Genomic DNA, 23,579 nt, shown 5'->3' with positions numbered 1-23,579 from the left:
GATAGAGTGGCATTGCAGGGTTAAAAACCATAACTTTGCTGGAGGAGCGGGTTATGGTTTTTTTATGAGAAAATACGATTTTAAGTTTTTGCTGAAGGTGTTTTTCTAGGATATGCTGTGAGTGATTGGAGTGAGGTAGTGTCAGATATTGTCGACCAATCGATATATTGGAAAAATCGTTGATATATTGTGAGTTGTGATAGATATATTGGAAAAATCGTTGATATATTGTGAGTTATGATAGATATATTGAAAAAATCGTTGATATATTTGTAAAGGGGTGTTTGAGGTGATTGTGAAAGAAAGAAAAATGCCGATTTATATAAGACAGTTAGAAGCACTGCTTAGAAGGTTACCTGTACATCATCCAAAACGAAATTTAATTGGAGAAAACTTGGCAAAACACATGGCGGGGTATAAAGGGGAGCAAGCAATTGATTATCCACTTAGTTTTATTTCTGAGAAAGAGTATAGTGTTTTACATGATGTTCGCTTATCTAATCATGATCAATACTTTCAAATTGATACTATTATCATTTCCACAAAGTTTCTTCTTTTTCTTGAGATAAAAAATATAGCAGGTACATTAATGTTTGATGCAAAGTTTAATCAACTTATCCGAATAACAGAAGGAAATTCAGAGGGATTTCCAGATCCGGTTTTACAAATAAAAAGGCAAGAAATACAATTAAAGAAGTGGTTAAGCTTACATGGATTTTCCTCTAGTCTTCCAATCGAGTCCCTCGTTGTTATTAGCTCGCCTCGTACCATTATAAAATCTTCAGATGACAATCTTCTTCATACAATTATTCATAGTGCAAATTTACTTCATAAAATAAAGTGGTTTGAAAGTAAATATAAGAGAAAAGTTATAGATAATGTAGATAGGCTCATTCATCAAATAATAACGGAGCATTCTCCACTTCAACAAAATATACTTGAGCAATATAAAATAGAAAAAGAGGAGTTGTTAAATGGAGTACAATGTGAGAAATGCTTAGTTATTCCAATGGTTAAAGTGAAGAAGGGCTGGCGTTGTACAAGTTGTAAAGATTTTTCAAAAGTGGCACATGAGGATGCTATACGAGATTATGCATTGCTCATTAGTACGACATGTACGAACGGTAATTTGAAAGAGTTTCTCCATGTTTCGTCGGGTATGGTTGTAAACAGAATTCTCCACACACTAAATCTCCCCTACACTGGCAACAACAAAGGACGAATATATGATTTAACTTCTTTCCAATCGTAATTTTGCTATAATAAATAAGTACTTATACGAAGGGGAGTCTAAAGAGAAAATGAAGTCATTTAATATCGATCATGTTATAGCTAGTGTTTTGCAATGGATATTAAATATAGCTTTAATTATATTATCCATTGTGTTATCGATTTTCTTAGTGAATGAGACAATTACGTTTGTGCAGTATATTTTTTCGGCAAAAGAGTATACGTCTTATAAATTGGTTGAAAGTATCATCGTTTATTTCTTATACTTCGAGTTCATTGCATTAATTATTAAGTATTTTAAATCGAACTATCATTTCCCGTTACGTTATTTTATTTATATCGGAATTACGGCCTTAATTCGATTGATTATTGTGTCTCATGAGGAACCGATGGAGACGTTATTATACGCAGGAGCAATTCTTGTTTTAGTTATTGCTTTATACATATCGAATATGAGAGATTTGAGAAAAGAGTAGTAGTGCAGACATAAGTTTGCACTACTTTTTTACATCTTGACCTTCAAGTTGCTTGAAAGTTTACAATGAAATTAGGGCGTTTGAAATCGAAAAAAATTGAGAAATTAAGTGAAGAGGTTTCTTTTACTTGGAGGTTATAGGAATGAATCAGGAATTGAAGTTACGTCCATTAGAACGAGAAGATTTAAAGTTTGTACACGAACTGAATAATAATGCGCATATTATGTCGTATTGGTTTGAAGAGCCGTATGAGGCATTTGTGGAGCTGCAAGACTTATACGATAAACATATACATGATCAAAGCGAACGCCGATTTATCGTTGAGAAAGACAATGAAATGGTTGGATTAGTTGAGTTAGTAGAAATCGATTATATTCACCGTAGAACAGAATTCCAAATTATTATTGATCCGAATTATCAAGGATATGGTTATGCAGTGGATGCGACGCGTTTAGCAATGGATTATGCTTTCGCTGTATTAAATATGCATAAGATATATTTAGTTGTGGATAAGGAAAATGAAAAAGCAGTACATGTTTATAAAAAGGTTGGGTTTATGGTAGAAGGTGAGCTTATCGATGAGTTTTTCGTTGATGGTAACTATCATAATGCGATAAGAATGTGTATGTTTCAGAAGCAATATTTTGAAAACAAGTAGTTGAAAGATTCGGAAGTAATGTTGACGCTTCGTAAAAACGTATGCTAAAATCCCTTTTAAGTATTAAGGAAGGTGCAGAATATGCTTTATATAAAATTTGTAAAACTCATTAGAAAACTTTGCTCCGCACAAATGTATACGGTGAAGCGTTGTACGGAGCTTAATCAAGGGGTATAAATCCCCTATATTCATCGGCTGAATAACTTTTCTAAAAAAGTATAGTTTATCTATGCTTATTTCGTTATGGTTTTTCAGCTGGTGTATAAAATAGATTAAGGGGCCATAGACAATGCTTTGTCTATGGCCCTTTGTGTATATTATTCCGATGAGTCTTTACTATAAATTGGAGTAGTATAGGAAAAACCATGAAGCAGAGGGCTAGTGTCGAATGACGCTATCTCTCTGCTTTTTTTAATTTCAGGAAAAGAGGAATAAAAATGAGTTTACTTAAAGTTGAAAGTTTATCACATAGTTTTATAGATAAAGTATTATACGAAAATGCTTCTTTTGATTTGCATAAAGGGGAGCATATGGGAATTGTTGGGCAGAATGGTGCAGGAAAAAGCACATTAATGAAAATATTGGTGGGGGAAATTATTTCTGATAAGGGAGACATAAAGTGGCAACCAAATATTCAAATTGGACATCTTGATCAATACGCAGAAATTGATGAGGGTTATACCATTTCTCAATATTTAAAGAGAGCCTTTTATGATTTGTATGAAATGGAAAAGAGAATGAACAAGTTATATGAAGAAAGTGCGATGACTGGAGATGAAAATCAACTATTGAAAGCGGCAGAAATTCAAGGACTGCTCGAGGCTCATGATTTTTATTCAGTAGATAGTATTACGAATAAGGTGGCATCCGGCTTAGGTATTGATGTGATTGGGATGGATCGTGTTATTGGTGAATTAAGCGGAGGGCAGCGTGCAAAGGTAATTTTAGCGAAGCTCTTATTAGAAGAGCCTAATATTTTATTACTAGATGAACCGACGAATTTTCTTGATAAGGAGCATGTGGAGTGGCTTGCTAATTATTTAATGAATTTTGAAGGAGCGTTTATTGTCATATCACATGATTTTGATTTTCTGGAAAAGGTAACTTCTTGCATATGTGATGTAGAGTTCGGGACAGTTAAGAAGTATTACGGAAAATACTCAGATTTTGTAAGGCAGAAGGAGCATTTGCGAAAAGATTATATTCGCCAATATTATGCACAGCAAAAGAAAATTGAAAAAACGGAAGAGTATATTCGTAGAAATATTGCTGGGGTGAATTCAAAAATAGCGCAAGGTCGTCGAAAACAATTACAGCGTATGGAAAGAATTGCGCCACCAAGTTTTACTCATAAACCGTCTATTCATTTTCAGGAACTTCCCATTTCAGTTCAGACAGTTCTTGAAGTTGGTTACGACTTCGCTCTCTTACCAAAGTTGAATTTTTCAGTAATGGGTAGGCAAAAACTTGTTATTACAGGTTTCAATGGAGTAGGAAAATCTACTTTATTAAAAACAATCGTTGGAAATATTGATAGTATTTCTGGAGAGTTTCACTTTTCAGAGCAAATAAAGATTGGATATTATGAGCAAGATTTAAATTGGAGCAATGATTCTTTAACGCCGCTTCAAATTATTTCAGAACAGTTTCCTAAACTGAATATGAAGGAAATACGCCATCATTTAGCTGCGTGTGGAGTGAAGGATACGCACGTTTCGCAAGAAATTCGTACGTTAAGTGGTGGTGAACAATCGAAGGTGAAACTGTGCGGATTATTATTATCACCTTGTAACTTATTAATTTTAGATGAGCCGACAAATCATTTAGATGCAGAAGCGAAGGAAGCTTTGCAAAAGGCGTTAATTAAGTTTAAGGGCAGCATTATACTCGTATCTCACGAAGCGAGTTTTTATCTTGATTGGGCAGATAGTATCTTTCATATAGAGACGGGATTAGTTAAGGGGGTGTGAAACATATGAGTGAAAACAATTGGAAAACGAAAATTATATTATTTTTGACCGCTCAAACTATTTCGTTGTTCGGTTCCTCTCTCGTGCAATACGCGATTATATGGTATATCACCCTTACAACATCATCAGGAGTGATGTTGACTATTTCAACTGTTTGCGGTTTTCTACCACAAATTGCGATATCTTTGTTTGCAGGTGTTTGGATTGATCGTTATGACCGTAAAAAGATGATTATGTTATCGGATGGAATTATAGCGATTGCGACGTTAGTTTTAGCAATTTTATTTTTAACAGGATATAAAAGTATTTGGTTACTTTTTATTGTGTTACTCATTCGTTCAGCTGGAACAGGAGTACAAACGCCAGCTGTGAATGCATTAATTCCGCAAATCGTTCCGAAAGAGTATCTTATGAAAGTAAATGGAATAAATAGCAGTATTACATCTTTAATTATGTTTCTTTCTCCAGCAGCAAGTGCGATGATTCTTTCTATTGCCAGCATTGAAACAACATTTTTTATTGATGTTATTACGGCTATGATTGGAATTAGTATTATGTTTATCATTCAGGTGGAAGGACATGTGAATGTAGAGAGTAAGCAAAAATCTAATCTACAAGGAATTAAAGAAGGATTCTCTTATTTAAAAGAAAATGTATTTATTAAAAGGCTAATCGTTTTATTAATTATCATCATGATTTTAATAAGTCCAGCTGCTTTTTTAACACCTTTAATGGTAACTCGTTCTTTCGGGGCCGAAATGTGGAGACTTACTGCTAGTGAGATGACCTTTAGTGCGGGTGCGGCAGCTGGTGGCGTATTAATTGCGGCGTGGGGTGGTTTTCGTAATCGTATGTATACAACAGCGCTAGCTTGTGCATTATATGGACTGCTTATGATTGGACTCGGAATAGCACCGATATTTATTATGTATTTAGTATTTAATTTTTTAATTGGTATAACGATGCCGTGCTTCAATACACCAGTTACTGTGTTATTGCAGGAAAAAGTAGAACCATCAATGCACGGACGGATGTTCAGTCTTGTACAAATTGCGAATTCATGCGCGCTTCCTCTAGGAATGATAATATTTGGGCCATTGTCGGATATGTTTAGTGTAGAGATTTTGTTAATTTATGCTGGGATATTCGTGCTATTTTGCGCAATGTATATTGTATTAAGCAAGAGGTTTGAAGTGTAAATATTTATAATACAGAGGGTTTGCGAAGTGATTTAATATGCTTCGTAAACCTTTTTGTTATTATTCTAGTCAATAATTATTTATTGTTAAACGATAAATAATTATTGACTGTTAATGGTTTTTTGGATAATATGATGTTAAGAATCTAAGGAGAATTACATGAGTAGAGGAGAATGTGAAATGAAAAATAAATACGTAGTAGCTATTTCTTTCATGATTTTAGCGATTATTTCTTTAACTATACATGCTTCAAACAGTAAAGTAGGAGCGGATGGATTCCTTGAAGAACCTTTCTTTGTCCTAGTACCGATAAGTTATGTATTGTTCCTTAGTGGTATTGGCGTATTATTATTTGGATTTATTACTTCAAAGCTGAAAAAGGGCAATAAATAGGGGTTACCAATAGGGACAAAATACTCACTATGAAATAGAAACATACCATATGGAAGAAAAAGAATAAGTGAGATGAATCATGATGAACCATCATTTTTATAATGGAAGACAAGTAGGAGCAGCTATTACGCTGGCTGGGGCACAGGGAACAATTCATGCTATGAATCAAGCTATTCAAATGCAACAACAAGCATATTTTGCACAAATGATGCAAAGTCAGTATATGCCGTATTCACAGCTTCCGATGCAAATTGTACATTACGATGTACATCCAGCTGGTTTATTTTCTATTCCATATGGCGGGACATATTTCTTATGAAAGAAAGCGACTCAATAGAGTCGCTTTTTTTCATATTCCGCCTAGCTTCATTCCAAGGAATGCGAAGAGGATACCAATTATGTACGTAGCGCTTAAGTATAAAAGGAAAGTGCTAATATTTTTTCGATTGAGAAGTTGAACGGCTTCTAATTTAAACGTAGAAAATGTAGTGAATGCGCCCATAAATCCAGTACCTAATAATAGCTGCCAGCCTGTAGTAACTCCGTTGCCGATTATATATCCAAGTAAAAACGCCCCTGTTATATTAATAAGGAATGTAGCAAGTGGAAATTGTGTTTTATTTCTTTTCTTAAACCAATTGCTAATTGCAAATCGTGTAATCGCACCGAAAAATCCTCCTGTTGCGACTAATAAGGCTTCTATCATGAGTAATCACCTTCCGTAAGAGATTTCTTAATTAAGAAATCCCCAAGTGTATAGCCAAGGCCAGACATAATGAGGCCACCAAGTATGCTACATGATACATATAAGAAGGCTATGCTCCACTCAGAATGATTGATCAATTGCACAGTTTCTACACTAAATGTTGAAAAAGTCGTAAAGGAACCGATGAATCCAGTTCCGATGCCTGTGATGACCTCTGAAGGTAAGATGTTTAGCCGGGCGATATAAGTAGTTAGCCACGCTAAGAAGAAGCAACCGATTAAGTTAATGAGTAATGTTGCTAATGGAAATGAATGATGCCAAAATGTGGTGATATTAAGACCTAAATAATAACGAGAAAGAGCTCCTAATATACCGGCAATGCCGACGATAATATAAATCAATTTTCTCACCTCTTTAAATAGATTGCTCAAAAAAATAGACTCCTACCAGTATGTATACTGGTAGGAGTCATTAGCTAAGCAGCGTTTATGGCGAACTCCATCGCCTAGGATTATTACATATAGTGTACTAAATATACCGTTTAAATTCCAGTGAGGAGGTGGGTGTAACGTTTCTTTTTTTGATGTCTGAAGGTTTTTCAAGTAATTAAAATGGGATCGATTACTTATCAACTAAATATAGTGATATACGGTTTTAATTATGATAAAATGTTTCTTATGTGTGTCGTTTTGTTTTATTTGACTGAAAATAAAGAAAAATAAATTCGCGTGAAAAAGAGTCATTTATTTGAAGAAATTTTTAAAAATCGTATTTACATGTGTTTTAGTAGTAGCGGGCATTGTAGGAGGATTTCTAGCGTATATGACACTTACTAAAGAACAGCCTGCTGATGTTATAAGCTTGAAGGTGGAGAATAATAAGGAGCGCGTATTAGCGACTGGAAATGAGTTTAAAGTTACAACATTTAATATTGGATATGCTGGGTTAGATAAGGATCAAGATTTCTTTATGGATGGTGGAAAGGGATCTGGTTCAAGTAGTAAAGAGCAAACGGAAACTAATTTAAAGAATATGCTTTCGTTTTTACAAAATGAGAATAGTGATTTTGCACTATTACAAGAAGTTGATATAAAGTCACTTCGTTCATTTGATGTAAATGAACATGAATTTTTGAAAAAAGGATTACCTGATTATGTTTCGTCATTTGGCAAGAACTACGATACGAAATGGGTTCCAGTGCCAATAACAAATCCAATGGGATATGCGGAGGCTGGATTAAGTACGTTTTCTAAATACACTGTTCAAGAAGCGAAGAGGTTCCAGCTTCCTGGAATGGAGCCTTGGCCAAAGCGTTTGTTTGATTTAGATCGAGCAATTGTGGAATATAAAATTCCTGTTAATAATGGGAAACATGTTAGACTCGTAAATTTACATTTGTCTGCTTATGATGAAGGCGGGAAAATTAGAAAACAGCAAGTAGAGTACTTAAAAGAATATATGAACAAGCATTATGAAAATGGTGATTACGTAATAATGGGCGGAGATTGGAATCAATTAGTTTCAAACGCTCAATTAAGTGATCCGAAGTTCGTGAAAGAGCGCCCTGAGTGGTTAGTAGAGTTACCGAAGGACTTTACGGACGGTGGCTTTAAGTGGGCTGTAGATCCGTCTGTTATGACTGTGAGAGATGATGTAAAGAAATATGTAGAAGGTGAAAATTTCGTCACTATTATTGATGGCTTTATCGTTTCACCGAATGTAGAGATTGTAAATGTACAAGGGAAAGATTTAAAGTTTGAAAATAGCGATCATAACCCAGTAAGTGCGGTATTTAAACTGAAGTAATTGATATGTATAAGTAGAAGGTGGGGCTTCATATGGAGTGGTTAAAGAGGACTTGTTTTTCTAACCTTGAGAAAGAATCACAGAAAAATCATTTATTACTGTTTATAACGATTTGTAGTTTCTTTCTTGGGATAATCGCAATTGGGTATTATGGATATATTTTTACAGAGAGAGCAATAGCGTTTTGGATTTGTGGTATTTCTGTCGTTGCATTTGGAACGCTGTTTACTTTTATAAAAAGTATGGAATCAGCGTATAAATATATCATGACATTTATGTTGCTTACAATGTCTTACATTATGGTACAAGCTTTTAATGAAAGCCCGGCTGTATTTCAAATGGTCTATTTTACATTAGCTGTTTCACTTATTTACTTAAGTGAGCGTCTCATTTTAATTCTTGGCGGGGTAGCTGTTGTGATCACATTTATCCTTTGTAGCTATTGGCCGGAGCAATTTTTTGCTTATACAGCCTCGTCTGAAGCTGCTAATTTCGCAAGTTTGTTAGCGATTGTAACAATCGCTATGTGGGGCGTCACGAAAATCGGTTCTAATTTGCTCCTTCGTTTAAGTGATGAGAAGCAAGAAGTAATGAGAAAAGCTCAGGAGTTAGAAGAGACGCAAAGACTTATTGAAGAAACAGTTGTGAAACTAGATAGTAATTTCAATCATTTAAGACAAAATATGAACACGTCGATGGAATCGATGAGTGAAATTAATTTTGCCTTTGAAGAGGTGGCAGTTGGTACGCAATCACAATCAGAGATGATGTATCGTTCGGTAGAAGTATTGAATGATATGGAGAGAAATATTGAACAAATCATCTCTCAAGTAAGAACTGCATCGGCTCGTGTGGATGAAAGCTTAGAAATTTCAAAAGGTAGTGTACATACTCTAAGAAATTTTGAAACTAACATGAGAAGTTTAAATGATGTTGTTTCACAGTCTGGAATTATATTTAGAGATTTAATGATGCAATCGAAACAAATTAATGAAATTGTAGATGTAATAACGAATATTTCAAGTCAGACGAGTTTGCTAGCTTTAAATGCAAATATTGAAGCTGCGAGGGCAGGCGAGCATGGAAAAGGTTTTGCTATTGTAGCGAGTGAAGTGTTAAAGCTTGCTGAAGAATCAAATCGTTCTGCGGGAAGAATTCAAGGGATTTTGAAGGAGTTTAGTAATCAAGCAAGTAAGGTAGAAGTACAAGTAGAAAAGTCAGAAAGAGTACAAGAAGAATGTAACGAGATGTTAGCAAGCGTTTTAACAAATGTAACTGATTTAGGGAAGTTTATTGATGCGATTAATGAAGTAATGCGAGAGGTTGTTGTTCATCAAGAAAGTTTCCAAGTTAAAACGACGAATATCGTAAAGGATGTTACGCATGCTTCTAACGTAATTCAGCAAACTTCTACAGCTACAGAAGAAGTGCTAGCGAGTGTGGAAGAAGAAAAACATCGAAATGATACGTCAGTGAAGACGTTACAAACTGTTAGCGAGCAAGTGAAGTTGTTAGAAGATATTTTAGAAAAGTAATATTGCTTGGAAAGAGCACAAATGATGTGCTCTTTTTTCATTGAAACGAATACTTGATAGGAATTTAATTGCTTTTCTGCGCGTTTTCTGCCAAGCTTAAGGAGATAAAATTCAGCTAATAGCGGAATTAAAATACTTCAAAGAAAGAATTAAATAGGTGACGCATATGATCGAAGTTAAGACTTCTGAACTTAGTGATGGAGAATTTAATAGAGGTGTATTTGCAACTCGTGATATTAAAAAAGGTGAGTTGATACACGCAGCACCAGTTATCTCTTATCCGAATGAACAGCATGAACATATTGAGAAAACATTACTTGCTGACTACGCATTTGAGTATGGAATCAATCATACGGCAATCCTTTTAGGATACGGTATGTTATTTAATCATTCATATACACCGAATGCAACGTATGATATTGTCTTCGAGAACCATACGTTTAACTTCTATGCTTATAAGGATATAAAAGCAGGAGAAGAAATTTTAATCAATTATAATGGTGAAGTTGATAACGATGAGCTGTTATGGTTTGATAAAGAAAAAGAAGAGAACGAAAAGTAATATAGAGAGTATAGAAAGAGCACATTCTGTCGGATGTGCTCTTTTTTTTATTGATGTAAATAAAGTAAAAAGTACAAAAAAATACCACTTTCTTTTTGTGTGGTATAGTAAGATACTGAGGGATAGTGTTTTGAAAAAGTCACATATTTTACAAATTGTTGTCTTTCTGATGACATGTCAAGTTTAGTAGTCCATTTGGGTTGCTTTATTATGCAATATATATTTTAATATGAGTGGCACCTCTTATAAATTAAGAGGTTTATAGGTGTCTCGAATTGATTTTGGGTACACTGTATCCACCACTTTAGGTTCTTTCATGTACGTGGGGATATTATGGGCCCGTATAACGGGATAAAATGAATATAGAAATAGAGGAATCGTAAAATGAATATGCAAGAGGTTTATAAATATTTAAGTACGGTATTGCCTGAAGGACATGTTAAACAAGATGAAATGTTAAAGAATCATACGCATATTAAAGTTGGCGGAAAAGCAGATGTTTTTGTTGCGCCTACAAATTATGATGAAATTCAAGAAGTTATCAAATATGCGAACGAATATAATATTCCAGTTACGTTTTTAGGAAATGGATCGAATGTCATTATTAAAGATGGTGGAATTCGCGGGATTACAGTAAGTTTAATTCATATTACAGGTGTTACTGTAACAGGAACGACGATTGTAGCACAGTGTGGTGCAGCAATTATTGACGTATCACGTATTGCCTTAGACCATAACTTAACGGGTCTTGAGTTTGCTTGTGGTATTCCAGGTTCAGTTGGCGGAGCATTATATATGAATGCTGGTGCATACGGCGGTGAAATTTCGTTTGTATTAACAGAAGCTGTCGTAATGACAGGTGATGGAGAGCTACGTACTTTGACGAAAGAAGCATTTGAATTTGGATATCGTAAGAGTGTATTTGCGAACAACCATTACATTATTCTTGAAGCGAGATTTGAACTTGAAGAAGGTGTACATGAAGAAATTAAAGCAAAAATGGATGATTTAACGTTTAAACGTGAGTCAAAACAGCCTCTAGAATATCCTTCATGTGGTAGCGTATTTAAGCGCCCACCAAATAACTTTGCTGGTAAGTTAATTCAAGACTCAGGACTACAAGGTAAGCGAATTGGTGGAGTAGAAGTTTCTTTAAAACACGCTGGGTTTATGGTGAATGTTGATAACGGAACAGCACAAGATTACATCGATTTAATTCACTTCGTACAAAAGACAGTTGAAGAGAAATTTGGCGTGAAGTTGGAGCGAGAAGTAAGGATTATTGGAGAAGATAAGGAATAAAGAAATACGTATGAAGATATGAATTATTTTAAAATAATATTTGGGTATTGTTGACAATTTGTTTTCAATTCAATATAATGGCTAATAATTTAACAAATAACATACGTTGAAAGAGCCCAGTAGCAGTTTGTCACTGTTAACGAGAGAGCTAGGGGTTGCTGGAACCTAGCACAAACAAACTTGTGAATTACACTCTGGAGTATCTTAGGTAATGCTAAGCGGACTGGCAATCGATATTATTGCTAAGAGTGGTATGAGTAGCTATGCTATTTATACAAACTGGGTGGTAACACGGTGAATAATCGTCCCTATGTCTATCGTAGACATAGGGGCTTTTTTGTTTTTAAAAAATAAAGGGGATGACAAAAGATGAATATTATTGATGAATTAGAATGGCGCGGCGCCGTTAATCAACAGACTGACGAAGAAGGCTTACGTAAGCTAGTAGAAGAGAAAAAGATTTCACTATACTGCGGAGTTGATCCGACTGGTGATAGTATGCATATCGGACATTTGATTCCGTTTATGATGATGAAGAGATTCCAATTAGCTGGTCATCATCCTGTTATTTTAATTGGCGGGGCAACAGGAACAATTGGTGATCCGAGTGGACGACAATCAGAGCGTCAACTTCAAACGTTAGAAGTGGTTCAGCATAATGTAGATGCGTTAACAGCACAAATGAAAAAGCTATTTGATTTTGGTGGAAATAGCGAAGTGAAGATGGTAAATAACTATGATTGGACACATGAAATAAATATTATTGAGTTTTTACGTGATTACGGGAAAAACTTTAGCATCAATAGCATGTTAGCGAAGGATATTGTAGCAAGCCGTTTGGATACAGGTATTTCTTTCACGGAATTCACGTACCAAATTTTGCAAGCGATGGACTTCCATCATTTATACACGAAAGAGGATGTTCAACTGCAAATTGGTGGTAGTGACCAATGGGGAAATATTACGAGTGGTTTAGATTTAATTCGTAAGTTAGAAGGTCATGAGGCGAAAGTATTCGGATTAACGATTCCGTTATTATTAAAATCGGACGGTACGAAGTTTGGTAAATCAGCGGGTGGTGCGGTTTGGCTTGATCCTGAAAAAACGACACCGTTTGAATTTTACCAGTTCTGGGTAAATACAGATGACCGTGACGTAATTAAATACTTGAAATACTTTACGTTCTTAACGAAAGAGCGTATTGATGAATTAGCAACGAAGGTAGAAGCGGAACCTCATAAACGTGAAGCGCAAAAAGTATTAGCGGAAGAAATGACGAAATTTGTTCATGGAGAAGAGGCGTTCCTGCAAGCTGAGAAAATTACAGCAGCGTTATTTAGCGGAGATATTAAATCGTTAACAGCTGATGAAATTGAACAAGGCTTTAAAGAAATGCCAACATTTCAGTCTTCAAAAGAGACGAAAAACATCGTAGAATGGCTAGTTGATTTAGGAATTGAACCATCTAGACGACAAGCGCGTGAAGATATTAATAACGGAGCGATTTCTATGAATGGTGAGAAAGTAACAGATGTGGGTACAGATGTTACTGTAGAAAATTCATTTGATGGACGATTTATTATTATCCGTAAAGGGAAGAAGAATTACAGCCTTGTGAAGTTAGGCAAATAGTTTGTGTGAAAGGATGGGAGTAGGAAGAATACTTCCATCTTTTCGTATACACAATTTGGACATAAAATAATCAGTAAATTTAGATAATTAAAAGGGTTATACGATTCTTCTGCCGAATAAATAAGTTAGAGAAAATTACGGATAAAAATAGCCCGAACCATGCAGGGCATGATTCGGGCTTATATTCAGATTAGTAAGCTAAGCTGAATAGACCTTTAATGTGTGATAAGTAACGAACGTTACTTGCTTCTTTCATTAATGATGCTGGTAAGCCTTTAAGTGGAGTATTGCTTGCTCCAATTGTAGCAACCGCATCTTTACGTCCTAGACTAGCAAGTGTTCCAGAGTTTACAGGTGCGAACTCTTCGAATGCTTTGCCTTCTAGTGCTGCGTATAAGTTGTATCCAATTAACTCACCCATTTGCCAAGCGATTTGTGCAGTTGGTGGGTATGGACGTCCGTCTGGAGCGAAGACAACAGCGCTGTCTCCAGCAACGAATACGTCTTTGTGAGAAGTAGATTGTAGGTATGCATCAACTGTTGCACGTCCACGGTTAACTTCAAGACCTGATTCACCGATTAATGGGTTACCTTGTACGCCGCCCGTCCAAACGAATGTGTTAGCAACAAGTTTTTGACCGTCTTTTAAGTCGATTTCGTTGCCAGCAACGTTTGTTACAGGAAGACCAGTTAAGAATGTAACGCCGCGCGCTTCTAGGCTAGTAGTTGCACGTTCGATTAAGTGGTCTGGTAATACTGGAAGGATTTTTGGACCTGCTTCAACAAGAAGAAGTTTCACTTCTTTTGGATTTACGCCGTGGCTTTTTGCAAGTTTAGGCATAATGTCAGCAAGCTCACCAACTAGCTCAACGCCAGTTAATCCGCCACCACCGATTACGATTGTAGCATCAGCTTCGTTTTTCGTTTTCGCGTATTCACGAATACGGTCTTCAACGTGTTTGTAGATTTTGTTTGCATCAGCAGCAGATTTTAATACCATGCTGTTTTCTTCTAGTCCTGGAATACCGAAGTAAGCAGTTTTACTTCCTAAAGCAACTACAAGTGCATCGTAAGATAAAGTAGTGCCGCCAGCTAGTTTGATTTCTTTGCTATCAACTGAGAATGACTCAACTGTTGCGATTTTAAGATCGATATCTTTACCTTTGAAAAGCTTTGTAAGTGGCATTGCAATTGCTTGCTCAGACACGTTACCAGCTGCAAGGCGGTGTAATTCAGTGATGATTTGGTGTGTTGGGTATTGGTTAATCACTGTAACTTGTGCTTCTGATTTGCTGTAATATTTACGTACGTTTAAAGCGGCAAGAAGACCGCCATAACCAGCGCCTAAGATGACAATTTGTTTTGACATAGTATGATATCCCCCGTCTTTACTAATTGTTGTTATAAGTTAAATTATTTATTGTTACGTTCTGCACTAATTTGAAGATATGCGTTCACAAAGCGGAACATTTTTTGTGCTTGTGGATCTTTTAGTAATTTTAACAGACCGAATAGGCCGATAACTTCGTTGCTTTCGTCAGCACGATCTTTCGCTTCGATTGCAGTTGCAGCCATGCTTTTCACTGTATCTTTTACAGGTTCTACAAGCTCTGTAATTGCACCAACAGTGTCGCTTTTTAATACTTCATCAGTAGCAACAGTTTGAGCGAAGTCATAAGACTTAGTTAAAATGTTAACAAGCTCAGTTAATTTTGGAAGCTGTTCTACTAGTGTTGTTAATGATTCTTGTACCTCAGGTTTTAACAACTGATCAAGTACATCAAGTTGTCCTTGGCTAGCAGAAATTTGTACAGTTTCTTGTTCTGGCTTTGTTTGAGTCATAGTTTCTGGCATCTCCAATTCTCCTTTACGATAGCAATACTCTTATTTTTGATAAGTAAGATAGTAAACGGTTACGAAACTTTATACAAAGTTTCACAAAACACAATAAAATGCCTTTAAATTTATGACAGCAAGTAAGCTGCAAACATAAATCTAAAACCATAACGTCTTACTTATTATTTATGAACTGTCCGATACATGGCTTGTCCGCATAATGGAAAAGCTCCGTTACCGGAAAGTGTATATAATATATATCCTATATTATATACTATATACACCTATGTTAACATAAAAATGATTCCTAATTATTTGATATTGAGTGTATAACGTAGTGCTGACAAGGTATGAAAGCGTATAAAATATTTTGTTCCAGTTAGAAATGTACATATATATAAAGAAAAAAAGGAAAAAATGAACAAATTCATGTTCGTTTTTTCCTTTTTCCTATTATTCACCTTCCGCAATTAGCATCGATGTGTTACCTTCTTTTTCAAGATGGCATTCGCCCCAAGAACAAAGAGAATCAAGAATGGATTCTAAAGACCAACCGTAATCGGTAAGAGAATATTCTACTTTTGGCGGGACTTGATTGTATACTTTTCTTTGAATAACGCCGTCGTCTTCTAATTCACGTAATTGCTGCGTTAACATTTTTTGTGTAATACCAGGCATTGAGCGTTTTAATTCACTCGTTCTCTTTGTACCTTTCGTTAAGTGACAAAGAATAACAACTTTCCATTTGCCGCCGATAACTTCTAAAGTCGCCTCTACAGGAATATTGTATTTCTTCATATGAAATCCTCCCTTTGTGAGTAAAATAAGTTAAATCATACAAATGTTACTTTTTAGTACCTATAGCACTTTAAAGTACGTACTTTTTATCATGTTAAATATGTTTCATAATAGCACATGTAAGAGGCAAATGAGTAGTACGGTACCAAAAAGTGACTATGTTACTTTTTAGTGCCTATCGTACTTTAAAGTGCGTTCTTCAAAAAAGGAATGAAACCATTCATAATAGCATTTGTAAGTATGAAATATATTTTTTAGAAGATAAAAGGGCCTTTTTATCATACTATTATGATTGGATTTCTTGTAATAAGGAGGAATTCAATTGAGTTCATATACAGTACCATCTTCGGAAGCTCAGACGAGCCGAAGAAGTATGTTTGCTTTATTAGCGCTAGCAATTAGTGCGTTTGGGATTGGTACGACCGAGTTTATTAGTGTCGGTTTACTACCATCTATTTCAAAAGATTTAAATGTTTCGGTTACAACAGCCGGTTTAACGGTTTCCTTATATGCGTTAGGAGCAGCGGTAGGAGCTCCTGTTTTAACAGCGTTAACGGCTAGTATGTCGCGAAAGACATTATTAATGTGGATTATGGTTATTTTCATTATTGGTAATGGCATTGCGGCGGTAGCAACAAGCTTCACTGTATTAATTATTGCAAGAATTGTATCTGCGTTTGCACATGGTGTGTTTATGTCAATTGGATCTACAATTGCAGCTGCAATCGTACCAGAGAATAAACGTGCTAGCGCAATTGCGATTATGTTTACTGGATTAACAGTTGCGACTATTACTGGTGTGCCAATTGGAACATTTATCGGTCAACAATTTGGCTGGAGAGCGTCATTTATGGCGATTGTTGTAATTGGAATTATTGCTTTCATCGCAAACAGTATACTCGTCCCATCTAATTTAAAAAATGGTGTACCTGTATCGTTTCGTGATCAATTTAAATTAATTAAAAATGGAAGACTATTACTTGTTTTCATTATTACTGCACTTGGATACGGCGGTACATTCGTAACATTTACGTATTTATCTCCGTTATTACAAGAAGTAACAGGATTTGAAGCAAGTACTGTTACTATCATTTTATTAGTGTATGGAATCGCAATTGCGATAGGGAATATGGTCGGCGGAAAATTATCGAATCATAATCCGATTCGAGCGCTATTTTACATGTTTTTGATTCAAGCGATTATATTATTTGTTTTAACATTTACAGCGCCATTTAAAGTAGCTGGATTAATCACAATTATTTTCATGGGACTATTCGCATTTATGAATGTTCCGGGGCTACAAGTATATGTAGTTATATTGGCAGAGCGCTTTGTTCCGAGTGCGGTTGATGTTGCTTCAGCAATTAATATTGCCGCATTTAACGGAGGGATCGCTTTAGGTTCTTATATAGGTGGCCTTGTAACGAATTCATTAGGATTAATCCATACTGCTTGGGTAGGTGGCCTTATGGTAGTAGCCGCTGTTATTTTAACAGCGTGGAGCATGACATTAGAAAAAAGAGATCAAGTAAAATAAAAGGAGAGAAAATAAAATGAAAAACTTACAAAGTAAAGCAGTATTAAATAACGGTGTAGAAATGCCTTGGTTCGGTTTAGGTGTATTTAAAGTAGAAGAAGGACCAGAACTTGTAGAAGCTGTAAAATCAGCAATTAAAGCAGGATACCGCAGCATCGATACAGCTGCAATTTACGGAAATGAAAAAGCTGTAGGTGAAGGAATTCGTGCAGGTATTGAAGCGACTGGTATTGCAAGAGAAGAATTATTTATTACTTCAAAAGTATGGAACGCAGATCAAGGGTATGAAACAACAATTGCTGCATACGAAGAGAGTCTAAAAAAATTAGGACTAGATTATTTAGATTTATATCTTGTTCACTGGCCTTCAGAAGGAAAATATAAAGATACATGGAGAGCGCTAGAAACACTTTATAAAGAAAAGCGCGTACGTGCAATTGGTGTAAGTAACTTCCAAATCCATCACTTACAAGATGTAATGAAAGATGCAGAAATTAAACCAATGATTAACCAAGTAGAATACCACCCTCGTTTAACACAAAAAGAACTACAAGCTTTCTGTAAAGAACAAGGTATTCAAATGGAAGCATGGTCACCACTAATGCAAGGTCAATTATTAGATAACGAAACATTACAAGAGATTGCTGAGAAACACGGTAAAACAACAGCGCAAGTTATTTTACGTTGGGATCTTCAAAATGGAGTAATCACAATTCCAAAATCAACGAAAGAACACCGCATTATTGCAAACGCAGATGTATTTAACTTTGAATTAACGAAAGAAGATATGGAAAAAATCGATGCGTTAAATCAAAATCATCGCGTTGGTCCAGATCCTGATAACTTCGATTTCTAAGATTAAGGTAAGAAAAAAGAGTGCTTAAAAGCACTCTTTTTTTTTGCATAAAAATAGTTTCTAAATAAATACTACTTAGTATTAAGTTTGTTATTAAGGGGCTGTAAACATGAATATAAAGCAATCGTTCAAACTTTTAGCTATGTTTTTAAGTGTCTTATTTGTATTATTCCCACTTCAAAAAGCATTCGCAGAAGTTATGGATCATACAAAGTATGAAATGAATTGGAGTTATAGTAAGTCAAAGAAGAAACCAATTCGAACAGAACTTATTAAAACGGCAGATGGAAAAATTGCATTTTGCTTAAATGTAGATTTAAAATCTCCGAGTGGTCAAGATTTACCAGAAATGGGTAAAGTGGATATTAATGTGTACCGTGTACTGTTGAATGGATATCCACAAAAGAGCCCACAAGAATTAGGAGTATCTGATTGGAGAGAGGCGCATTACGCAACGCAGCTTGCAGTATGGAATGCGTTAAAACAAATTGATGTTAATGATTTAGATTTCCGAAATAAAAATGTAGAGAAAGTAACAAAAGATATCGTTGCAAAAGCAAACGCTAGCGAAGAGCTACAAGAAATTACGATGAGTGTAACTCCTACAGAAGAACAAGAAGCAGTCTTAAAAAATGATTTCTTTGAAACAGGCTTATATACAGTAGAAACAAATGCAAAAAGCGGAACGTATAAAGTGCAAGCAACAGGTGCACCAGCGGGCGTGAAATTTGCAAATGAAAAAGGCGAAACAAAAACAGAATTTAATGTAGGAGAAAAGTTCCGCATTTTAATTCCGAAACAAACACCAGCTGGTGGATTTAGCTTTAAAGTATCAGGAAATTTAACGAAATTACAAGGGATTGCGCATAAAGGTACACCGACTATTCAAAATGCAGTAGTATTACTTGAGCGTAGTGAAGAAAAAACAAGTCCAGAGTTAGCGGTAAGTTGGAAAAAGGCTGAGGCTCCAAATAAACCAAATAAGCCATATACTCCAAATGAACCGCATAAACCGAATCAAAAGAGATAATGAAAAAGCATTGGTATATGCCAATGCTTTTTCATATGAATTCTTTAAAGGTATATCAAGATAATAATTAATCGAGTGAAACACTATTTTAACGTTTGAAGAAGTATTTAAAAATAATAAAATATGGAGAAATCTAAACGTTACAATAAATGGATTTTATTCACGAAATTGTAACATTATTCTAATTAGAGAGGCTATCAAACAAAGTGTAAAGCGTGTACAATTCAGTTGGAAAAACTACCTATAGATGGTCATATATGAAGAAAATGTAAAAATCTATTGTTGTTCACATTTTTAGATGTATAGATGACAATACTGAAAAATATCTTTTACTATTCTCTTTTTTATGTAGCAAGAGAACTCATCACAAATAGAGAGAAGTGAGGAGGGGATATTACATAAAAATTTTATAATGTAAGAAAGCGAATACATGGAGGGAAATGCGGTAGTAATAGATACAGGTGCGCGAGGTGTTAGTCTATTCATTAAATGTTTTTATAAAGATAATAGGATTTTTCATTAAACGAATATATAGGATGGTTTGTCTAAAAAAAGGACAGGGGACACAGATTATGTCAAAGCAAAAAAAGAGTAGGGTATTAGTTGCTGGTATATGCATATCTACATTATTATCGCCAGTAGCTTTCGAAGCATCGAAAGGATATGCGGCGCCTTTGGAAGAGAATAAAGGTGGGAAATTAGAAGAGGTAAAAGAGAATAAGTTTGAGCAGAGAGTATTTCAGTTGCCGGGGAAAGGTAGCGTAGAAGAAGAAAATAATCGTTTAAGAGTTACTTGGAAACTTTCCGCTGTAACTACTCAGCTTCTTCAAATAAAAAAACAGGCCAAATACATGTTTCCGATTCGAAAACATGAAAAGAAAATACTCCAATCAGAGAAAGAATCTATGCCAAATAGAGAAATTCTCTTATGAAGTCGTGTTATTCCAAGGAACCGTTCTAGTTTCTATGACTTGGTTTATCGCTTGTAAGACCGATTGTTTTTGTTTTTTCATGGTACTCATAAAGCTTCGTATCTGACAAAAAGATTCTGCGCCTTTCTTACTTCGGAAAGTCCCAGACACTTTCTGTTTTACTTTCGTCATCCGAATATCCCGTTCTGCTTGATTGTTATCAAATGGAATGGCTGGATGTTCTAAAAACGCTAGAATTCTGTCAGAATACTTGACGAAGCGATTCCATAAATTTTGAGAAGGCGTCTGCTTTCCTTTCTTCTTTTGTTTCGTGGAAAGAATCTGTTGTTCTTTCAATATGGATTGATACATAATAAACAGATTCTTTTGCGTCGCTTTTGGCATGGTACCTTCGGATTGCTTTTTCATCGTCAACGCTTGCGTTAGAAATTTCTGCATCTGTTGTGCCCATTGTTCTCCAGTACTATCTATAATTCCTTGTAAATCTCGTAAGAGATGGGCATTACATAAAACGTGACGACAATCTGTATACGCATCATACGATTTCCAACCATCATGCATCGCAATTCCAGAAAAAGATGGCAAGATTTCTCCAGCATCCATTGCTTCTTTTCCACGTTTTTGATGAATATGTTGCAATGTCACCTCCGGTGTACTGGCAGTATGTAACCATTGTGTTTTGTTTTCTACACGCATACCAGTTTCATCAAAATGGACAACAGGAGACTGCAGAATCTTTTCCTTTACTTCTTTTATGAATGGCTGCAATTGAGAAGCGAAAGCCTGTGTATGATTTACCAGGGTTCCTTCGCTTATAGAATGTCCAAAACAATCCTGAAAGAATTCTTTTGTTCGCTTCAAAGAAATGCATTGATAATGCGTTAAATAGGGAATCAGTCTTTTTATATTTGGACCATATTGAACAGGACGAGATACTGTCGAAGGAAATTGGGCTTCTTGGATAGAATGGCAATGTGGGCATTCTTTCTGTTCTACTTTATGTTCTGTCACTTCGATCTGAATAGGTGGTAAGTCATACACTTGGCGAATGCGATACCCTTTTACAGGCTCGTGGTTCAAGGAAGTATGACAACAAGTACAATATGTAGGAGAATGTGTAATCGTATGATCTGGAGTCGCTGTCAAACCAAGAGTATGTCCCTTGTGGCCCAACTGGCCACCCGTTTGACGATGAGACGGTTTGCGCAAACTTTTTGTAACGGGCTTACCCAAACCATCTGTAGAAGGTGGCTTATGACTATTTTTGGAGTTTTTTTTTGAAGCATTTTCTAGTTCTTGTATACGTTTTTCTAACTTAGAAAATGTTTCTTCAAATAAAGAAATAACAGCTTCAGGTCCTTTTTTATATGTATCTAAAATAATTTTTCGATCGACCATAAGATTCACCTCCCCTGTTTGATATACTCAGTATTTACAAATGGGAGGCATATGAAACTAGTAAAATTTAAAAAAGACACCGAAAGGTGGCTGAGTAGTTACTTTATTTTTTGTTTTAGTATGCACAGTTAGAGGGAGGGTAGTCAGTCATAAGGACATTGTTACTGTGAACCTGGCTAATATTTGGAAATTGCAAATTGTCGAAAAATGTTGATTTTTGAATGTTTTTTAAATATAATTCGTTTTATGGAGAAAAGGAGGGGTTAATTGTATGAATATTTTAGAGCAATTTATTTCATCAACAAATACAATTCTTTGGTCATATATTCTTATTGCGATGTTAATTGGTTTAGGTCTTTATTTTTCTATTAAATTGAAATTCGTACAAATTACTCATTTAGGGGAAATGGTTCGACTAATGAGTGATGGATTAACTGGAAAGACGCGTAAAAAAGGTAGTGTATCTTCTTTCCAAGCGTTTTGTATGAGTTCAGCAGCTCGTATTGGTATCGGTAACTTAGCTGGTGTAGCATTAGCTATATCTATGGGAGGACCTGGAGCTGTATTTTGGATGTGGGTTATTGCGATTATCGGGGCTTCTTCAAGTTTCGTAGAAAGTACGCTTGCCCAAATTTATAAAGTAAAAGATGGCAGTGGCTTCCGTGGTGGTCCTGCTTATTATATGGAAAAAGGTTTAAATAAACGTTGGATGGGAATTTGGTTTTCTATCCTTATTACAGTTAGTTACGGTTTAATTTTTAACTCAGTACAAGCGAATACAGTAACATTAGCGTTTGAAAATGCATTTGGTTTAGAGCGTTATATTGTTGGTATTGTATTAGCTGCATTAGTTGCGGTTATTATTTTTGGTGGTGTAAAAAGTATTGCACGTATGTCGGAAATGATTGTTCCGCCAATGGCGCTTGTTTATATTGCGGTAGCTATTTTTGTTGTCATTAAAAACTTCTATTTAATACCAGATGTGTTTACGGAAATCTTTAAAGGTGCATTCGGTTTAGATTCAGCTGTAGGTGGCGGTATCGGCGCTGCGATGAAATATGGTATTCAGCGCGGATTATTTGCGAACGAAGCAGGTATGGGTAGTGCGCCGAACGCGGCAGCAACAGCTGATGTAACGCATCCAGCAAAACAAGGTTTTATTCAAACGATCGGCGTTTTAGTAGATACATTCTTAGTATGTACATCAACAGCATTTATCGTACTATGTTCTGGTGCATATAAAGCAACGAATTTAGAAGGTATTGAATTAACGCAAAATGCATTAAGCTCACAAATCGGCCCATGGGCAAGTAGCTTCTTAGCGATTATTATTTTCTTATTTGCATTTAGTTCTCTTTTAGGAAACTACTATTATGGTGAAACAAATATTGAATTTATTAAGCAAAGCAAAACGTGGTTAACAATTTACCGTATTGCGGTAGTTGGAATGGTATTATTCGGTTCTGTTGCGACGCTTCAAGTTGTATGGAATATGGCAGACTTATTTATGGGTCTAATGGTAATCACGAACTTAATTGCGATTACACTTCTTGGCCGATTTGCGTACGCGGCATTAACAGACTATGTAAGGCAAAAGAAACAAGGGAAAGATCCAGTCTTCAGTGCAGATTCTATTCCTGGTTTAACGAATACAGAGTGCTGGGATAAGCCAGTGGTAACAGATAAAGAAAAAGCAGTGTAATTGAAAAGGCGAGCATCGAGG

The 23,579-nt window shown here is 35.5% G+C and carries 22 protein-coding genes, 1 pseudogene, 1 riboswitch and 1 other annotated feature; of the genes and pseudogenes, 17 read left to right on the top strand and 6 right to left on the bottom strand.

Translation table 11 applies throughout. The annotated features are described in order from the left end of the window. Positions 1-295 precede the first annotated feature (295 nt). The 7 genes from MHH55_RS19960 (at position 296) to MHH55_RS19930 (ending at position 6,245) form a co-directional block, all read left to right on the top strand. The gene (locus MHH55_RS19960; protein ID WP_078186717.1) at positions 296-1,252 is read left to right on the top strand and encodes a nuclease-related domain-containing protein; all 957 of its coding nucleotides are present in this window, start codon (positions 296-298) and stop codon (positions 1,250-1,252) included. Positions 1,253-1,301: 49 nt separating this feature from the next. Then, positions 1,302-1,706 (top strand): phosphate-starvation-inducible protein PsiE, encoded by a 405-nt coding sequence (psiE, locus tag MHH55_RS19955; RefSeq protein ID WP_000834708.1) that lies wholly within the window; start codon positions 1,302-1,304, stop codon positions 1,704-1,706. A gap of 142 nt (positions 1,707-1,848) precedes the next feature. Then, positions 1,849-2,364, top strand: coding sequence for a spermidine N1-acetyltransferase (gene speG, locus MHH55_RS19950; RefSeq protein WP_001071089.1), 516 nt, complete (start codon positions 1,849-1,851; stop codon positions 2,362-2,364). A gap of 437 nt (positions 2,365-2,801) precedes the next feature. After that, positions 2,802-4,334, top strand: a complete 1,533-nt coding sequence (locus MHH55_RS19945) for an ABC-F family ATP-binding cassette domain-containing protein (protein WP_078186714.1) — start codon at positions 2,802-2,804, stop codon at positions 4,332-4,334. Between the two features lie 5 nt (positions 4,335-4,339). Next, the gene (locus MHH55_RS19940) at positions 4,340-5,533 is read left to right on the top strand and encodes an MFS transporter (protein WP_048538385.1); all 1,194 of its coding nucleotides are present in this window, start codon (positions 4,340-4,342) and stop codon (positions 5,531-5,533) included. A 180-nt stretch (positions 5,534-5,713) separates the two neighbouring features. Next, positions 5,714-5,926: a DUF3955 domain-containing protein gene (locus MHH55_RS19935; RefSeq protein WP_031312823.1), complete on the top strand. Its 213-nt coding sequence runs from the start codon at positions 5,714-5,716 to the stop codon at positions 5,924-5,926. Positions 5,927-6,005: 79 nt separating this feature from the next. Further along, positions 6,006-6,245, top strand: coding sequence for a DUF3947 family protein (locus MHH55_RS19930; RefSeq protein ID WP_000980930.1), 240 nt, complete (start codon positions 6,006-6,008; stop codon positions 6,243-6,245). 30 nt (positions 6,246-6,275) lie between these two features. Here MHH55_RS19930 and crcB (MHH55_RS19925) read toward each other — a convergent pair whose 3' ends face one another. Continuing rightward, the gene (gene crcB, locus MHH55_RS19925) at positions 6,276-6,632 is read right to left on the bottom strand and encodes a fluoride efflux transporter CrcB (RefSeq protein ID WP_000568587.1); all 357 of its coding nucleotides are present in this window, start codon (positions 6,630-6,632) and stop codon (positions 6,276-6,278) included. Further along, positions 6,629-7,033, bottom strand: coding sequence for a fluoride efflux transporter CrcB (crcB, locus tag MHH55_RS19920; RefSeq protein ID WP_000639315.1), 405 nt, complete (start codon positions 7,031-7,033; stop codon positions 6,629-6,631). Before crcB (MHH55_RS19920) ends, crcB (MHH55_RS19925) begins: the two co-directional genes overlap by 4 nt. A gap of 54 nt (positions 7,034-7,087) precedes the next feature. After that, positions 7,088-7,147, bottom strand: a riboswitch (Fluoride riboswitch). Between the two features lie 232 nt (positions 7,148-7,379). Here crcB (MHH55_RS19920) and MHH55_RS19915 point away from each other — a divergent pair. The 5 genes from MHH55_RS19915 to tyrS all read left to right on the top strand — a co-directional run bounded on the left by MHH55_RS19915 (position 7,380) and on the right by tyrS (position 13,469). Beyond that, entirely contained in the window at positions 7,380-8,438 is a 1,059-nt protein-coding gene (locus MHH55_RS19915; RefSeq protein ID WP_000714051.1) for an endonuclease/exonuclease/phosphatase family protein, read from the top strand. A 32-nt stretch (positions 8,439-8,470) separates the two neighbouring features. Continuing rightward, positions 8,471-9,973, top strand: a complete 1,503-nt coding sequence (locus MHH55_RS19910; protein ID WP_017657022.1) for a DUF4077 domain-containing protein — start codon at positions 8,471-8,473, stop codon at positions 9,971-9,973. Between the two features lie 166 nt (positions 9,974-10,139). Next, positions 10,140-10,535, top strand: coding sequence for an SET domain-containing protein (locus MHH55_RS19905; RefSeq protein ID WP_000573649.1), 396 nt, complete (start codon positions 10,140-10,142; stop codon positions 10,533-10,535). A 384-nt stretch (positions 10,536-10,919) separates the two neighbouring features. Further along, positions 10,920-11,837 (top strand): UDP-N-acetylmuramate dehydrogenase, encoded by a 918-nt coding sequence (murB, locus tag MHH55_RS19900; RefSeq protein ID WP_001057102.1) that lies wholly within the window; start codon positions 10,920-10,922, stop codon positions 11,835-11,837. A gap of 97 nt (positions 11,838-11,934) precedes the next feature. Further along, positions 11,935-12,150: a binding site (T-box leader), on the top strand. A 56-nt stretch (positions 12,151-12,206) separates the two neighbouring features. Continuing rightward, on the top strand, positions 12,207-13,469 hold the full coding sequence (gene tyrS, locus MHH55_RS19895; protein ID WP_001021097.1) for a tyrosine--tRNA ligase: 1,263 nt from the start codon (positions 12,207-12,209) through the stop codon (positions 13,467-13,469). A gap of 190 nt (positions 13,470-13,659) precedes the next feature. On the opposite strand, the gene MHH55_RS19890 is transcribed toward tyrS, so the two are convergent. From MHH55_RS19890 to MHH55_RS19880, 3 genes are all read right to left on the bottom strand, one after another. Further along, complete coding sequence (locus MHH55_RS19890) at positions 13,660-14,838, bottom strand: NAD(P)/FAD-dependent oxidoreductase (RefSeq protein WP_000043198.1); 1,179 nt, start codon at positions 14,836-14,838, stop codon at positions 13,660-13,662. A 44-nt stretch (positions 14,839-14,882) separates the two neighbouring features. Next, positions 14,883-15,323 carry a DUF1641 domain-containing protein gene (locus tag MHH55_RS19885; RefSeq protein WP_001115309.1) on the bottom strand — a complete coding sequence of 147 codons (441 nt, stop codon included), beginning with the start codon at positions 15,321-15,323 and terminating at the stop codon, positions 14,883-14,885. A gap of 435 nt (positions 15,324-15,758) precedes the next feature. After that, positions 15,759-16,103 (bottom strand): winged helix-turn-helix transcriptional regulator, encoded by a 345-nt coding sequence (locus MHH55_RS19880; protein WP_000760481.1) that lies wholly within the window; start codon positions 16,101-16,103, stop codon positions 15,759-15,761. Between the two features lie 373 nt (positions 16,104-16,476). On the opposite strand from MHH55_RS19880, the gene MHH55_RS19875 reads away from it, so the two are divergent. The 4 genes and pseudogenes from MHH55_RS19875 to MHH55_RS19860 form a co-directional block, all read left to right on the top strand. Then, positions 16,477-17,640, top strand: coding sequence for an MFS transporter (locus tag MHH55_RS19875; RefSeq protein ID WP_002026553.1), 1,164 nt, complete (start codon positions 16,477-16,479; stop codon positions 17,638-17,640). Between the two features lie 16 nt (positions 17,641-17,656). Next, the gene (locus MHH55_RS19870) at positions 17,657-18,496 is read left to right on the top strand and encodes an aldo/keto reductase (protein WP_000793532.1); all 840 of its coding nucleotides are present in this window, start codon (positions 17,657-17,659) and stop codon (positions 18,494-18,496) included. Between the two features lie 109 nt (positions 18,497-18,605). Then, complete coding sequence (locus MHH55_RS19865; RefSeq protein WP_001022532.1) at positions 18,606-19,526, top strand: thioester domain-containing protein; 921 nt, start codon at positions 18,606-18,608, stop codon at positions 19,524-19,526. Between the two features lie 572 nt (positions 19,527-20,098). Then, a pseudogene (locus MHH55_RS19860) lies at positions 20,099-20,335 on the top strand (hypothetical protein); the annotation flags it as partial. Positions 20,336-20,452: 117 nt separating this feature from the next. Here the strand turns inward: MHH55_RS19860 and tnpC are convergent. Continuing rightward, positions 20,453-21,856 carry an IS66 family transposase gene (gene tnpC, locus MHH55_RS19855; RefSeq protein ID WP_100910632.1) on the bottom strand — a complete coding sequence of 468 codons (1,404 nt, stop codon included), beginning with the start codon at positions 21,854-21,856 and terminating at the stop codon, positions 20,453-20,455. A 271-nt stretch (positions 21,857-22,127) separates the two neighbouring features. On the opposite strand from tnpC, the gene MHH55_RS19850 reads away from it, so the two are divergent. After that, the gene (locus MHH55_RS19850; RefSeq protein ID WP_001022930.1) at positions 22,128-23,558 is read left to right on the top strand and encodes an alanine/glycine:cation symporter family protein; all 1,431 of its coding nucleotides are present in this window, start codon (positions 22,128-22,130) and stop codon (positions 23,556-23,558) included. Positions 23,559-23,579: the final 21 nt, after the last annotated feature.

This window comes from Bacillus sp. FSL K6-2944 (assembly GCF_038005385.1).
Taxonomy (GTDB): Bacteria; Bacillota; Bacilli; order Bacillales; family Bacillaceae_G; genus Bacillus_A; species Bacillus_A cereus.
The sequence above is the reverse complement of the archived record's forward strand: the minus strand, read 5'-3'. Positions and strand labels throughout refer to the sequence as shown.

Excerpts from the sequence above, each read along its gene's own strand:
- MHH55_RS19880 (WP_000760481.1), bottom strand. The coding sequence starts at position 16,103 with ATGAAGAAATACAATATTCCTGTAGAGGCGACTTTAGAAGTTATCGGC.
- crcB (WP_000568587.1), bottom strand. The coding sequence starts at position 6,632 with ATGATAGAAGCCTTATTAGTCGCAACAGGAGGATTTTTCGGTGCGATT.
- tyrS (WP_001021097.1), top strand. The coding sequence starts at position 12,207 with ATGAATATTATTGATGAATTAGAATGGCGCGGCGCCGTTAATCAACAG.
- MHH55_RS19885 (WP_001115309.1), bottom strand. The coding sequence starts at position 15,323 with ATGCCAGAAACTATGACTCAAACAAAGCCAGAACAAGAAACTGTACAA.
- MHH55_RS19865 (WP_001022532.1), top strand. The coding sequence starts at position 18,606 with ATGAATATAAAGCAATCGTTCAAACTTTTAGCTATGTTTTTAAGTGTC.
- MHH55_RS19850 (WP_001022930.1), top strand. The coding sequence starts at position 22,128 with ATGAATATTTTAGAGCAATTTATTTCATCAACAAATACAATTCTTTGG.
- psiE (WP_000834708.1), top strand. The coding sequence starts at position 1,302 with ATGAAGTCATTTAATATCGATCATGTTATAGCTAGTGTTTTGCAATGG.
- MHH55_RS19890 (WP_000043198.1), bottom strand. The coding sequence starts at position 14,838 with ATGTCAAAACAAATTGTCATCTTAGGCGCTGGTTATGGCGGTCTTCTT.
- MHH55_RS19875 (WP_002026553.1), top strand. The coding sequence starts at position 16,477 with ATGTTTGCTTTATTAGCGCTAGCAATTAGTGCGTTTGGGATTGGTACG.
- tnpC (WP_100910632.1), bottom strand. The coding sequence starts at position 21,856 with ATGGTCGATCGAAAAATTATTTTAGATACATATAAAAAAGGACCTGAA.
- MHH55_RS19905 (WP_000573649.1), top strand. The coding sequence starts at position 10,140 with ATGATCGAAGTTAAGACTTCTGAACTTAGTGATGGAGAATTTAATAGA.
- speG (WP_001071089.1), top strand. The coding sequence starts at position 1,849 with ATGAATCAGGAATTGAAGTTACGTCCATTAGAACGAGAAGATTTAAAG.
- MHH55_RS19870 (WP_000793532.1), top strand. The coding sequence starts at position 17,657 with ATGAAAAACTTACAAAGTAAAGCAGTATTAAATAACGGTGTAGAAATG.
- murB (WP_001057102.1), top strand. The coding sequence starts at position 10,920 with ATGAATATGCAAGAGGTTTATAAATATTTAAGTACGGTATTGCCTGAA.
- MHH55_RS19935 (WP_031312823.1), top strand. The coding sequence starts at position 5,714 with ATGAAAAATAAATACGTAGTAGCTATTTCTTTCATGATTTTAGCGATT.
- MHH55_RS19940 (WP_048538385.1), top strand. The coding sequence starts at position 4,340 with ATGAGTGAAAACAATTGGAAAACGAAAATTATATTATTTTTGACCGCT.
- MHH55_RS19910 (WP_017657022.1), top strand. The coding sequence starts at position 8,471 with ATGGAGTGGTTAAAGAGGACTTGTTTTTCTAACCTTGAGAAAGAATCA.
- MHH55_RS19930 (WP_000980930.1), top strand. The coding sequence starts at position 6,006 with ATGATGAACCATCATTTTTATAATGGAAGACAAGTAGGAGCAGCTATT.
- MHH55_RS19945 (WP_078186714.1), top strand. The coding sequence starts at position 2,802 with ATGAGTTTACTTAAAGTTGAAAGTTTATCACATAGTTTTATAGATAAA.